General features: G+C 39.8%; 15 protein-coding genes. 13 read left to right on the top strand and 2 right to left on the bottom strand.

All coding sequences use genetic code 11. The annotated features are described in order from the left end of the window. Positions 1–32 precede the first annotated feature (32 nt). The 9 genes from B9N62_RS10445 to B9N62_RS02000 all read left to right on the top strand — a co-directional run bounded on the left by B9N62_RS10445 (position 33) and on the right by B9N62_RS02000 (position 5,982). Positions 33–260, top strand: coding sequence for a hypothetical protein (locus tag B9N62_RS10445; protein WP_180382145.1), 228 nt, complete (start codon positions 33–35; stop codon positions 258–260). Positions 261–602: 342 nt separating this feature from the next. Further along, on the top strand, positions 603–1,217 hold the full coding sequence (locus B9N62_RS02030; RefSeq protein ID WP_087584154.1) for a riboflavin synthase: 615 nt from the start codon (positions 603–605) through the stop codon (positions 1,215–1,217). 10 nt (positions 1,218–1,227) lie between these two features. Continuing rightward, positions 1,228–1,947, top strand: coding sequence for a peptidoglycan editing factor PgeF (gene pgeF, locus B9N62_RS02025; protein ID WP_087584153.1), 720 nt, complete (start codon positions 1,228–1,230; stop codon positions 1,945–1,947). Then, on the top strand, positions 1,937–2,146 hold the full coding sequence (locus B9N62_RS02020; RefSeq protein WP_087584152.1) for an acetyltransferase: 210 nt from the start codon (positions 1,937–1,939) through the stop codon (positions 2,144–2,146). The genes pgeF and B9N62_RS02020 overlap by 11 nt, the downstream gene beginning before the upstream one ends. A gap of 10 nt (positions 2,147–2,156) precedes the next feature. Beyond that, the gene (locus tag B9N62_RS10700) at positions 2,157–2,360 is read left to right on the top strand and encodes a hypothetical protein (protein WP_257640162.1); all 204 of its coding nucleotides are present in this window, start codon (positions 2,157–2,159) and stop codon (positions 2,358–2,360) included. Between the two features lie 105 nt (positions 2,361–2,465). After that, positions 2,466–3,311 carry an amidohydrolase family protein gene (locus B9N62_RS02015; protein WP_307772218.1) on the top strand — a complete coding sequence of 282 codons (846 nt, stop codon included), beginning with the start codon at positions 2,466–2,468 and terminating at the stop codon, positions 3,309–3,311. Between the two features lie 174 nt (positions 3,312–3,485). Next, positions 3,486–4,274 (top strand): 30S ribosomal protein S2, encoded by a 789-nt coding sequence (gene rpsB / locus B9N62_RS02010; RefSeq protein WP_002941277.1) that lies wholly within the window; start codon positions 3,486–3,488, stop codon positions 4,272–4,274. Further along, on the top strand, positions 4,274–5,338 hold the full coding sequence (tsf, locus tag B9N62_RS02005) for a translation elongation factor Ts (RefSeq protein WP_087584151.1): 1,065 nt from the start codon (positions 4,274–4,276) through the stop codon (positions 5,336–5,338). Before rpsB ends, tsf begins: the two co-directional genes overlap by 1 nt. Continuing rightward, entirely contained in the window at positions 5,338–5,982 is a 645-nt protein-coding gene (locus B9N62_RS02000) for an ABC transporter ATP-binding protein (protein WP_087584150.1), read from the top strand. The genes tsf and B9N62_RS02000 overlap by 1 nt, the downstream gene beginning before the upstream one ends. Positions 5,983–6,721: 739 nt before the next feature. Here B9N62_RS02000 and B9N62_RS01995 read toward each other — a convergent pair. Together B9N62_RS01995 and B9N62_RS01990 are read right to left on the bottom strand one after the other, a co-directional pair. Continuing rightward, the gene (locus B9N62_RS01995) at positions 6,722–7,345 is read right to left on the bottom strand and encodes a S24 family peptidase (protein ID WP_087584149.1); all 624 of its coding nucleotides are present in this window, start codon (positions 7,343–7,345) and stop codon (positions 6,722–6,724) included. Between the two features lie 348 nt (positions 7,346–7,693). Further along, entirely contained in the window at positions 7,694–8,317 is a 624-nt protein-coding gene (locus tag B9N62_RS01990; RefSeq protein ID WP_087584148.1) for a hypothetical protein, read from the bottom strand. A 91-nt stretch (positions 8,318–8,408) separates the two neighbouring features. Between B9N62_RS01990 and B9N62_RS01985 the strand changes: the two genes are divergently transcribed. From B9N62_RS01985 to B9N62_RS01970, 4 genes are all read left to right on the top strand, one after another. Beyond that, positions 8,409–8,633, top strand: a complete 225-nt coding sequence (locus B9N62_RS01985) for a hypothetical protein (RefSeq protein ID WP_021086766.1) — start codon at positions 8,409–8,411, stop codon at positions 8,631–8,633. Further along, positions 8,634–10,691, top strand: a complete 2,058-nt coding sequence (locus B9N62_RS01980) for a DDE-type integrase/transposase/recombinase (protein WP_087584147.1) — start codon at positions 8,634–8,636, stop codon at positions 10,689–10,691. Between the two features lie 78 nt (positions 10,692–10,769). Continuing rightward, positions 10,770–11,699 carry an AAA family ATPase gene (locus B9N62_RS01975; RefSeq protein WP_087584146.1) on the top strand — a complete coding sequence of 310 codons (930 nt, stop codon included), beginning with the start codon at positions 10,770–10,772 and terminating at the stop codon, positions 11,697–11,699. Positions 11,700–11,733: 34 nt separating this feature from the next. Next, positions 11,734–11,991 (top strand): hypothetical protein, encoded by a 258-nt coding sequence (locus B9N62_RS01970; protein WP_087584145.1) that lies wholly within the window; start codon positions 11,734–11,736, stop codon positions 11,989–11,991. Positions 11,992–12,013 lie beyond the last annotated feature (22 nt).

Here is a 12,013-nt window from a genome sequence, read left to right as displayed (position 1 = left end):
AAATTTATTAAGATCGCTTGTTTTTTGTATCATTGACAATCCTTTTAAAGGGATTTATACCTAAAATTTCATCACGTAGGCACTTTCTTGCTACGACTGCTTTGCTTGCAGTAAGTGCCATTTTACCTACTTTTGCTTACACATCGCCTGCAAAAGGTCAAAACCAAACAAATTTAAAAAAGATGATTAAAAATATTGTTTTAGTTCATGGCACATTTGTCGATGGCTCTTGCTACGCTGAGTTGATCCGCCACTTGTAAGAAGCTGGCATTAACGCTGTTGCCGTGCAAAATCCGCTAACTTCGCTTGCAGCAGCGTTTTACAAAGTAGATAAATGCAAAGACAAAAGAGCTTGATAGCGGACATATTTTGATGATCTCAAAGCCAAAAGGGCTGGCAAACTGGCTCATTGAGATTGCAAATTTGATCTAAATTTATACCAAGCAAGCCACTTTAAATGAGTAGCTTGAAGCTAAATTTTACTAGCATTTTTGCCCATCAAGGCTTTAAATTTATTTTTTCTTTTTATAAAATACCAAGCTTATCGATGCCCAAATTTAGGCAAATTTTAGTAAAATCCTTAAAAAATTTAAAGGCAAAATATGTTTAATGGCTTAATCAGAGAGCTTGCCGATGTCATTAGCTACTCGCAAAATGTTTTACGGCTAAAGGCTAAATTTCGCCCAAATTTAGGCGACAGCATAGCAGTAAATGGCGCATGCTTAAGTGTAACCAAACTATATGATGATGGCTTTAGCGTGGAGCTAAGCGCAGAGAGCAGGGCAAATGTCGCGGTTGAAAATTTAAGTGGCTTAGTGCATATCGAGCCTGCGATGAAGCTTGGCGAGCGCGTGGATGGGCATTTGATGCAAGGACACATCGACTTTATCGGCGTGATCTCGGCTATAAAAAAGCATGAAAATGACATTGATTTCTACATCGACCTGCCAAAGGAGGCGATGGCTCTCATGGCAAACAAGGGCTCGATTGGCGTTGAGGGCGTGAGCCTTACGATAAATGAAATTTTGCCAAAAGGTATCAGGCTCACGATCATTCCCATCACGTTTAGAGATAGCCTTTTTGGCACTTTCAAGGTCGGCAGACGCGTAAATATCGAGAGCGACTTGCTGGCTCGCTACGTGGCTAGGATGCTTGAGACTAAGCAAAATGGTGGCCTTAGCTGGGACGAGGTCGAGAGAATTTCAAGTCTTTACTAAGCGAGCGAAGATGCGTGAAAATTTAGAGATCGTTTTTGATAAAAATGGCATCACTGCTGGCTTTACAAACAGGCTTGGCGGCGTGAGTGAGGGTAAATTTAACTCGTTAAATTTAGGCGATCACGTGGGTGACAACCTAGCAGACGTCATCAAAAATAGAGAAATTTTAGCTCAAAATTTAGGCGTGAAAAAGCTTAAATTTATGAAGCAGATCCACTCGGACAAGGTTTTTATCCTTGAAGATGAAAAAGACGAGCTACCAGAGTGTGACGCTGTGATCACAAATTTAAGTGATGTTGGCATCTGCGTCTTGGTGGCGGACTGCTCGCCTGTTGTGATGATAGATGAGAGGCAGGGCGCTATCTGCGTGGCTCATGCAGGCAGAGCTGGCGTGATGCTAAAAATTTGCACAAAAGCAGTTACGCTTATGAGCGAGAAATTTAGCTCAAGAGCGGGCGACATCAGTGTCTTTATCGGGGCAAATATAAAAGGCAGCTGCTACGAGGTGGGCGAGCTTGATCTTGGGGAATTTAACGCATATAAAATAGGTAGAAATTTTGATATGAACGCGGCCTTGAGAGATGAATTTAAGGCACTTGGGGTTAAAAATTTAAACTTTAGTGAGGTCTGTACGCACTGCGACGAGAGATATTTTTCATACCGAAGAGACGGCGTGTGCGGTAGATTTTGCGGATTTGCGGTCAAATTTAAGGATAAAAATGGGATATGAGAGCTTTAAAAATCCACTAGTGGCAAAAATAGCTCAAAACGCTAGAAATTTAGGCTTTGAGCAGCTTATGAATGAAGAGTTTGTACAGATGCTACTTAGCTCAAAAAAGATGGAGCTAAGCGCCGTGGATAGGGAAAATATCGAGCAAATTTTTATAAAACTGATGGAGATAGAGGAAAAAGTACAACTTAGCAAATAAAGGAGAAAATATGCTTTTGCTTAAAAATGCTAATCTATACACGCCAAAATTTCTTGGCAAATGCGATGTTTTAGTAGGTGTTGGTAAAATTTTAGCCATCGGTGATGGGCTAAGCTTTAGCGTAGAAGGGCTTGAAATTTACGACCTAAAAGGCAAAATTTTAGCCCCGGGCCTCATTGATCAGCACGTGCATATCACGGGTGGCGGCGGCTAGGCAGGATATCACTCAAGAACGCCTGAGATCACGCTTAGTCAGATCGTAAAATATGGCACGACGACTCTTGTTGGCGTTTTGGGGACTGACGGGGTTACTAGAAGCTTGGAAAATCTCTACTCAAAAGCAAAAGCGCTCGAGTTTGAGGGCATCTCAACCTTCATCCACACTGGCTCATACGCAAGCCCTTGTGTGACATTTACCGGCGACATCGCAAAGGATCTCATACTAATCGACAAAGTGATCGGCGTAAAGATCGCACTAACCGATAACCGCGGTAGCTACGTCTCAAAAGAGGAGCTCATCAAGATCCTAAGCAAGATACGCATAGGCGGCATAGTCTCTAAAAAAGGCGGCGTGCTTCACATGCACATGGGAGGGCTGAGTGAGAAATTTGACAACGTCTTTAAGGTGATAAAATACTACGAATTCCCAGTTCATTACTTTTCGCCGACACACTGCGCTAGGACAAAAGACCTATTTAACGAGGCTTTGAAATTTCAAAAAATGGGCGGAAACATCGATATCACAAGCGGTGGAAGTAAATTTGCCCCACTTCATGAGGTGGTGGCTTACAGCCTTGAAAATGGGCTAAATTTAGAGCGCCTAACGATGAGCTCAGACGGAAACGGTAGCGTGCCTAAATTTAAGGAAAATGGCGAGCTAGTGGGATATGGCTGTGCCTCATGTGCGTCAAATTTAGAGGTATTGCAAGCTTTGGTAAGAAATAAAATTTTAAATATAGAGGATACTTTGGCTTTGATGAGTAAAAACGTGGCGAAATATCTAAATTTAAGCCAAAAAGGCGAGATAAAAGTGGGCAATGATGCTGATCTTTGTGTCTTTGATGAGGAGCTAAATTTATACGACGTGATCGCAAAAGGCGAGTTTTGTGTCAAGGACGAAAAGGTCGTTAAAAAGGCTTTTTCGAGTAAATTTAAAGAAATTTGAGCTTTATTTGTAGCTAAAGAAATCTTTAAATTTAGCTTCAATAAAGCCAAGTTTCAATATAATCCAAGTTTTATTTCACACACGACAATCCTAAATTTGGTTGTGCGAAAGCATTAATGGTCGTGGAGGATAAAACTAAATTCAAGGCAAAATACCTAAAACAAGGAGAAACTCATGGTAACTATGAGAGATTTATTAGAGTGTGGCGTACATTTTGGTCACCAAACACGCCGCTGGAATCCAAAGATGAAAAAATTTATCTTTGGCGAGAGAAAAGGCATCTATATTATAGATCTACAAAAGACTATCCGCTATTTCCGCTACACTTACAACATTGTTCGTGACGCAGCTGCTGAAGGTAAGTCAGTGCTATTTGTTGGTACTAAAAAACAAGCTATCGATGCTATCAAAGAGTACGCTGAAAAATGTGGAATGCCTTATGTAAATCACCGCTGGTTAGGTGGTATGATGACAAACTTCGGTACTATCCGCCAGTCTATCCGCAAACTTGAAGTTATCGAGACTATGGAAGAAGATGGTTCGATAAATTTATTAACTAAAAAAGAGGCTTTGATGCTTCGCCGCAAAAAAGAGAAGCTTATCGCAACTCTTGGTGGTATCCGTAATATGAAAAGCCTACCTGATATGATATTTGTCGTTGATACAGTTAAAGAAAAGATCGCTGTTCAAGAAGCAAATCGTTTAAAAATTCCAGTTGTAGCACCGATCGATACGAACTGCGATCCTGACGTTGTTGACTATCCGATTCCAGGAAACGACGACGCGATCCGCTCTGTTCAGCTTTTCTGCCAAGAGATGGCTGAGGCGATCAACGAGGGCAAATCACTTCTTGAGCAAGATGGTGGCGAGCAAGCTGCTGGCGAAGAAGTAAGCCAAGATGAGAAAGACGCAGTTGTAGCTGAGGCTATGAGCGAAGAAGACTTTGGCGAGGACGAAGAATAATGGAAATAACTGCACAAATGGTAAAAGAGCTCCGTGAATCAACTGGAGCTGGCATGATGGACTGCAAAAAGGCACTTGGCGAAGCAAATGGTGACATGGAGAAAGCTGTTGACATCCTTCGTGAAAAGGGCCTAGGTCAAGCTGCTAAAAAGGCTGACCGCCTTGCAAGCGAGGGCTTAGTAAGTGTTGAAGTTTGCTCAAAATGCAAAAAAGCAACTATCAGCGAGATCAACTCTGAAACTGACTTCGTTGCTAGAAACCCACAGTTTCAAGTACTTGCAAAAGACGCAACAGCTCACATCCAATCAAGCGGCATAGCAACAGTTGAAGAGCTAAATGCGAGCACTTTAAATGGTGTTAAATTTGAAGATTACTTCAAAACTCAGATCGCAACCATCGGTGAAAACCTTGTGGTTCGCCGCTTTGAGACTATTAGCGCTGATGATAAGGGTGTGGTAAATGGCTACGTTCACTCAAATGGCCGCGTTGGCGTACTTATCGGTGCAGCTTGCGAAAGTGCTGAAGTTGCAAACAAGGCAGCAGAATTTATAAGAAATTTATGTATGCACGCAGCTGCTATGAAGCCAAGCGTTATAAGCTATAAAGATCTTGATAAAGAGTTTGTTGAGAAAGAATTTATTGCACTTCGCGCTGAGCTTGAAAAAGACAATGAAGAGCTAAAACGTCTAGGCAAGCCACTTCATCACATCCCTGAGTACGCTAGCCGCTGCCAGATAGGCGAGGCAGAGCTTGCAAAAGCTACAAAAGCGATTGAAGAAGAGCTAAAAGCTGAGGGCAAGCCTGAGAAAATTTGGGATAAGATCATTCCTGGCAAGATCGAGAGATTTTACGCTGATAACACAGTGCTTGACCAACGCCTTACACTTTTAGGCCAGTTTTATGTAATGGACGATAAAAAGACTATAGAACAAGTTATCGAAGAGAAAAGCAAAGAGCTTGGTGGCAAGATCGAGATCGTAAAATACGTTCGTTTTGAACTTGGCGAAGGCTTAGAAAAGAAAGTAGATGACTTTGCTGCAGAAGTTGCTGCTCAAATAGGCTAATGGAAATTTTAAGAGCGTCTAATCTAGGCTTTGCGTATGATTATACGCTCTTTAACAATATAAATTTAACTCTCAATCAAAAACAAAGCATCGCAATAACCGGCGTTAGCGGTTGTGGCAAATCAACGCTTTTACACATACTTTCAACACTTTTAAAACCAAATTTTGGTGAGGTCATCTATCAAGATAGATCGATCTATGAGCTTTCTCAAAATGAGCTTTTGGCCATTAGAAGGCTTCATTTTGGCATCATTTTCCAGTCACACTATCTTTTTAAAGGATTTAGTGCTTATGAAAATATTGAGCTTGCAAGCATCTTATCTGGTGAAAAAATAGAAGAAAAAGAGCTTGAGTCACTTAAAATTTCAAATGTGATAAATCAAAAAGTTGGTGAGCTAAGCGGTGGTCAGCAACAACGTGTGAGTATCGCTAGAGTACTTACCAAGAAGCCAAAGATCATCTTTGCAGACGAGCCAACTGGTAACCTTGACAAGCAAACGGCAAATGAAGTGATGCAAGTTTTATTTGACTATATAAATGAAAATAGCGCTGCCCTTGTTCTAGTCACTCACGACAACGATCTAGCAGCTAAATGCGACAACTCATATAAGCTTGAAAACAAAGAACTTATACAGATTTTTTAAATTTTAAAGATCAAAATTTACTATTTTATCTTTTAGTATGTTTGTAAATTTAGTCAATTTATAATATAAATTTTTATTAAAAAGCTTTATGTAATAGGTAAAATTAGGTAAGACTAAATTGCTTGCCTGATTAATATAAAGTTTAGACTACCCACCAACATGTTTTGTATTATTCTTATCAGCCTTTTGTTTTAAAAATTCCTTTTCTTCTTTTGTAGGGTTATTGTGAGGGGGTATAGAAAATGAGAGTGAGAAATTTTAGCGCGAGATTTTTGAAAGCGCGTAAAATAGGCGCCTTAAAAAGTTTCACTCTCAGTTGTAATGCAAAAATTCAGCTGCAAGAAAAATCCCTATAATCCCAAATCGTCCGTTTTGTCCCAAAAAAGCGGAAAAATTTAACATCGCAAAAAGACTTTAAATACCAAATAATCGACTTTTAAACACCTTTTAAAGCGTCCCAAAAATCGTCCCAAGATTTTAACGCATCAAGGACATATATCGCTTAAGGTTTGCCGTCAAGAACATAGATAAAATTTAAAAACATAGGTATTAATCATCAAATTTTTAGAAAAATGATGATTAATCAGGGCTTAGTGATGATTAATTTTAATAATTTGCGTATTTATGGGTTTATCTTTAATCATCATTGTAAAAACGCAATAAAAAACTATTTTAATCTTAAATATTGTTTAGAAATAGCTTAAACTATTAATCATCATTTTAAATTTATTTTTATATTTTAAAATATTTTCATATTGATATTAAATTTACATCTAACCTTACCAATTATTTTTAACTGATTTATTTCCTCACCCTTTAAAATAATATCTTGATAAAAACTGTTCAACGATGTTAATTTTACTTCTTTGTGTATCGTGTCTCTCAAAAATTTCTTTATATATACGTCTCCGCCGATATTTGCTATAACTATGTCGCCATTTTTTACCTCTGCATCCAAATCCACTACTACGGCGTCGCCATCTTGTGCAAACGGCTCCATACTATCGCCAAAAACCTTAATTACATCATAGTTTTTAAATGGTATTTTTAAAACTTGTTCCATAAAATCTCTACCGACAGGGATTATAGAATAATCTTGTTCATCGTTTTGTGAGCCATAGCCAGCACTTGCTGTTACATTCTCAAAATACCTTAAATTCGCTTTATCTTTATAAGGTTTATTAACCTTGTCTGTGCTTAGGCTGGCGAATTTTAATTTTACAGTTGAGGTTAAGCCTTTTGAGCGCCATGTAGCGGCCGTGCTCCTAGAATAACCTAGCCTTTCTGCTACATCTTCGAGACTATCGACCTTAAAAAAATTTTTCATATTTTCAAATATAACTTTATCTCTTTGATCGTCCATTTTGCCGCCTTTGATTAAAAAAATATATGAACATAGTATTTTAACCTTGACAAATAAGGTTAAAATACTATATAATTCTTTCAAATCTACGAAAAATTATATCTTATTTGAGATTAAATCTTTCAAAGGTTTGAAAAATAGTTCTTTAAATTTTCATTGTTAAGTCGGCAGAAAGGCAAGAAATGAAAGTCATATTTTGTGGTTCCGAGCCGAGCGAGTCTAGCTTTAGCGTTAGACAACGACTAGGCAAAGGTGCAGAGAGACTGCTCGCGGTTTTGAGCCAAGGTGGATATTCAAGGGAGCTTGTGAAATACTGCGATAGAGTCTTATATAGACATATAGACTCGATCAATACTCAAGACAAGCAAACGTGTGATGAGTATGCGAAAAAGCTCTTAGATATGAGTTATAAAGTCTTGTATAGTGGATCAAGTCGGCGTAATCAAGTAGATGTAGCCCGAAAAATTCGCGATCTTGTTCGCTAGGTATGTCTTTGTGCGACGCATTTAGATACGGCTCATCCATGACTTCGCTAAATTTATATGAAAATTGATAATTAGCAGGTATAAAATAGTCTTTTGGATGAGCTATGCTATCGTCGTGCAAAAGCATTCTAGCACTAGTGTCTATACACTTAAACTGGTAAGCTAGTATCTCAAATCTAGGCGGTGCGATAAGCATATCGTTATCCTGAAAACTTTTAAGCTCATCAAAGAAAAATCTTCCGCCATCATCTATCTCTTGGAAGTCTCTTTCAAACTCTATCCTGGTATAAAAGTATGCGTTGGCATGCTTTTTGAAAAGCTTGTGAAATTCTTTACTAAGCTTATGGGCAAGCTTAGGTAATGCACCAGCATAGAGCTTCTCACCACAGTGATAACACTCAAAGGTGTCTAACTTTAACGTGGTTATAGATATCGCCGTAGCTTGCTTGCACTTAGGGCAAGCGAAGTTCATCTTAGCTTCGTGCATATAAATCCTTATTTATGGTCTTAAAACGAGATTATAACTAAAAATTTAATAAGCCGACTTAGCAATGAAAATCATAAGAAAGGAGCACAAAGTGATAAAGAAATACTTCACCGATAACTGCATAAGCATAAGACAGTGGGCTAAAAAACACAATCTTAGTGAGAGAACCACATATATGGTGATAAGTGGTCAAGTGGCAGGTAGTAAAAATTTCGCTACTTCAAGAAAGGTGTTTGAAGTGCTTTTAAGTGAGGGCATAATCAAAGAGCTTCCAAGTGGTCTTAAAAAAGAACAAGAAGAGAGTAAGGCTAGCTAAATGATCTATGTCGAAACTGCTGTGGCTGCTGAAATTTTTGGCATACATCCAAGAGCTTTAGCAAATTCTATAAATAGGGGCTCAGCAAAATATCCATTCATAAAGATATCCGACGCCGGCATCAGAAGCCGCGGTGGAGCAAAGCTACTGTTTGCGGTAGAGATCGCGGATATAGATGCAGCGATAAAAAGCGGCAAGGCAGATAAAGACGTATGCGTGTACATAGAGGATGGCTCGGAGCAAAGCGGATTTAGACAGATGAAATTTAGCGAGATCAAGGGTGGCAGCAAAAACAAAGAGAGTGCGAGCGACGGTAAAAAAGAGAATTTAAGCAGGGAATACGCAGTGCTGGACGATGGCGAAAAAGAGGAAATAAATGAAAAAATCAAAGTGCTAAAAGAATATGAAGAGGCTAAAAAACAAGGCGTGTCATGTAAAAAGTTTTGCGAGGACAGCGGTATAAGTGAGGCAAACCTTTTTAGATGGCAAAAGGCCTATAAAGAAAAGGGCGCGGCGGCGCTAATAGACAAACGAGGCAAACATAGGAAAAATGCCAGCGTGCTTGAAGAGTGGATGAAGGAGTTTATACTTGAAAATTTCCGTGCTTACGGCGCAGGTGGATTAAATATAACAGAGCTTTACCGCAGACTCCATCAAGAGTATTTTAGGCGCAGAGGCGAAGTGCATAATTATCCGAAATTTCTAACTGGAAAGATAAAACCGCTCTTTGACGCAGGCGTAATAAAAAGATACCTAGACGGCTATTACGCCATTAACAAGCTTGAATACATAATGATCACGAAAGGCGAAGATAAAGCGAAAAGCTACTTCCAGCCAGCTCTAGGCGATCAGGGCGAGATGATAACCAGACGCAATCAATGCTGGCAAATAGATAGCTCACCACTTGACGTGATGGTAAGAGACGGAGAAAAAGGAGAGGCTATACGAGCCAATATCCTTAGCATCGTGGACGTATATAGTGGCAGATGCGTGGCCAGTATAGAGAGAAAATCAAATGCCCTGGGCCTTGTAAGGCTCATGTGGAAAGCACTTAGTAAGCTGGGTAAACCAGACTACATAAAGGGCGACAACGGTAAAGACTACCTAAGCGATCAGTTCCAGCATCTACTAAACGGTCTAAATATCGACTACGATAGAGCCATAGCATATAGCGGCGACGAAAAGGGCTTTGTAGAGAGACACTTTGGGGTAATGCAGCATGCGGGCATCTCTCAAACGCCGGGGTATATAGGATTTAACCTAGCCATGAGAGAGGCAATCGAGCAAAGAACGCCTAAAAAAGACAGATCCGCAAAAGACGAGCTAGGACTTGTCAAAAAGACCAACCTTAAATACCTACTAACGCTAGATCAGGTAAGGGTTAAATTTGAAGCCGAGGTGCTTAAATGGGACATAATGAGCGTAGGACGCAAAAAATCAAGCCCGATGGATCGTTGGAATAGCGATACGACTCCGTTAAAGGGAGTAAGAAAAGAGGAATTTATGTTACATGCGGGGGGATTGGAGTCTAGAACGGTAGGCAAAAAGGGAATTAGTTACGATGCAAGAGAATTCGGCTCGCCGTTTCTCCCGGCCGTAAAAACGCCGGTACTAGTTAGCGAAAACATAGACGATGTAAGCTCGATATTCGTGTTTGATTTGGAAGGAAATTTCATCTGCGAAGCAAATGATAAAGAGATATGTCCTATGAGTGCGGAAACATATAAGGCCGTTAAAAAGGTCTTTAAAGACGATATGAAAGCTATCCGCGCTGTCATAAAACGTGCTGAATTTAGCGAATTTACTAGACTAAACGTTAATTACGATCTCGAAGTAATGCTTGAAGCCCATAAAGAGGCGTTAAAACCTGAAAACTTTAACTACGAAGACGACGACAAGATAGAGACACTAAAAGAGACCATAAAAAGGCAAAAAGAGGTAAATAACATAATAAATGCTGGGTTTGATTACGACAAATTAAATGAATTTACCGCAGAGCGAACTACTAAAAAGAAATTTTCCGTAGACGACGCCATAGAGATAGCAAGCGGAGAATAAAAATGTTTTCAAGGTCGTTTAAAGTCCTATTAAACGGCGTTTAAAACATTTAAAAAAACAAAATTAAAAGGAGGAAAAATGCAGTTAGCAGACAGAATAAAAGACTTCATCGAAGCTAATAAATCAAGCGGTATGAGTCAGAACAAATTTGCTACGGCGTTGGGAATAAATCCCGCGTATATCTCGGGATATATAAAGGAAGGCTCTAGCTACAAGTATGCCGACAAAGTAGAAGAGCCAGCTAAGAACTATCTTGACAATTTTATCCAAAAAGTGGACGTTTTACAAGACGAGCTACCTTTCGTAAAAACCAAGGACGCCAAAAGCATACACGCGGTGATCGGCTGGGCGGTGCAAGATAGAGATATGGCAATGATAAGTGGAGTAGCTGGCAGCGGAAAGACAAGGGCCGTTCGCGAATACGTAAGAACGCATCCGGACAGCATTCTAATTGAAGCCACCATAAATACGTCCACAAAGAGTCTTTTTAAAATTTTAGCCAGAGAGCTCGGACTAAACGACAAAGGAAGCATAGATGAGCTAATACGTCAAAGCGCGGAAGCTCTAAAAAAGGTAAGCAGAACAATCATTATAGACGAGGCCGAGCATTTGCCTTACCGTGCGCTTGAAAGCTTGCGCAGGATGCACGATTTTAGTCGTGCTACTCTGGTGCTTGTGGGTACTAACAAGTTGCTCATAAATTTAACAGCTTCAAAGAGCGGAAACGAGCTAGAACAGCTAAGCTCGAGAGTCGGAAATAAATGGATACTAGGCGGACTTTCCTACGTAGACGAAGACAAGAAAAAGATAAGAGACGATCTAGAAGCTGTTTGTAAAAACTTCGGCGTAACGCAAAAACCATGCATTGATCTAATAGAAGCGCTAGCTAAAGGAAATTTCAGAAAGACCGAAAAGCTGCTAAGAAGGGCGAAGATGCTAAGCGAATACGCAAAGACCCCTATAAATGAAGACGTAGTCAAAGAGGCTACGAAGATGCTGCTTTTATAGTTGTAACGGTTGTAATAGTTGTAAGGAGTAAAAAATGATGAACGTAACGATAGACTCTCTTGAAAATCGCGCGGTGGAGCAAACGCAAGCGGCTGGGCTAGTTAGACTGGTAAGAGAATTTGAAGAAAAAGGATTTGAAATGAGAGTAAGTGCTAAAGGTGAACTATGGGGCATAAGGCGCGGAAACATGATAAAGGGTCAAAAGGCAGACTACTCAAAGAGCATGTTTAAGCTAGTAGGCAAATATATCATAAGAACCGCCGACGGTAAAGTAATCGATACGGCGGCTTAAATTTGATTTTTCGGGAGCTCTA

The organism is Campylobacter concisus (assembly GCF_002165785.1).
Lineage (GTDB): Bacteria > Campylobacterota > Campylobacteria > Campylobacterales > Campylobacteraceae > Campylobacter_A > Campylobacter_A concisus_W.
The sequence above is the reverse complement of the archived record's forward strand: the minus strand, read 5'-3'. Positions and strand labels throughout refer to the sequence as shown.

Excerpts from the sequence above, each read along its gene's own strand:
- B9N62_RS02030 (WP_087584154.1), top strand. The coding sequence starts at position 603 with ATGTTTAATGGCTTAATCAGAGAGCTTGCCGATGTCATTAGCTACTCG.
- pgeF (WP_087584153.1), top strand. The coding sequence starts at position 1,228 with ATGCGTGAAAATTTAGAGATCGTTTTTGATAAAAATGGCATCACTGCT.
- B9N62_RS02020 (WP_087584152.1), top strand. The coding sequence starts at position 1,937 with ATGGGATATGAGAGCTTTAAAAATCCACTAGTGGCAAAAATAGCTCAA.
- B9N62_RS10700 (WP_257640162.1), top strand. The coding sequence starts at position 2,157 with ATGCTTTTGCTTAAAAATGCTAATCTATACACGCCAAAATTTCTTGGC.
- rpsB (WP_002941277.1), top strand. The coding sequence starts at position 3,486 with ATGGTAACTATGAGAGATTTATTAGAGTGTGGCGTACATTTTGGTCAC.
- tsf (WP_087584151.1), top strand. The coding sequence starts at position 4,274 with ATGGAAATAACTGCACAAATGGTAAAAGAGCTCCGTGAATCAACTGGA.
- B9N62_RS02000 (WP_087584150.1), top strand. The coding sequence starts at position 5,338 with ATGGAAATTTTAAGAGCGTCTAATCTAGGCTTTGCGTATGATTATACG.
- B9N62_RS01995 (WP_087584149.1), bottom strand. The coding sequence starts at position 7,345 with ATGGACGATCAAAGAGATAAAGTTATATTTGAAAATATGAAAAATTTT.
- B9N62_RS01990 (WP_087584148.1), bottom strand. The coding sequence starts at position 8,317 with ATGCACGAAGCTAAGATGAACTTCGCTTGCCCTAAGTGCAAGCAAGCT.
- B9N62_RS01980 (WP_087584147.1), top strand. The coding sequence starts at position 8,634 with ATGATCTATGTCGAAACTGCTGTGGCTGCTGAAATTTTTGGCATACAT.
- B9N62_RS01975 (WP_087584146.1), top strand. The coding sequence starts at position 10,770 with ATGCAGTTAGCAGACAGAATAAAAGACTTCATCGAAGCTAATAAATCA.
- B9N62_RS01970 (WP_087584145.1), top strand. The coding sequence starts at position 11,734 with ATGATGAACGTAACGATAGACTCTCTTGAAAATCGCGCGGTGGAGCAA.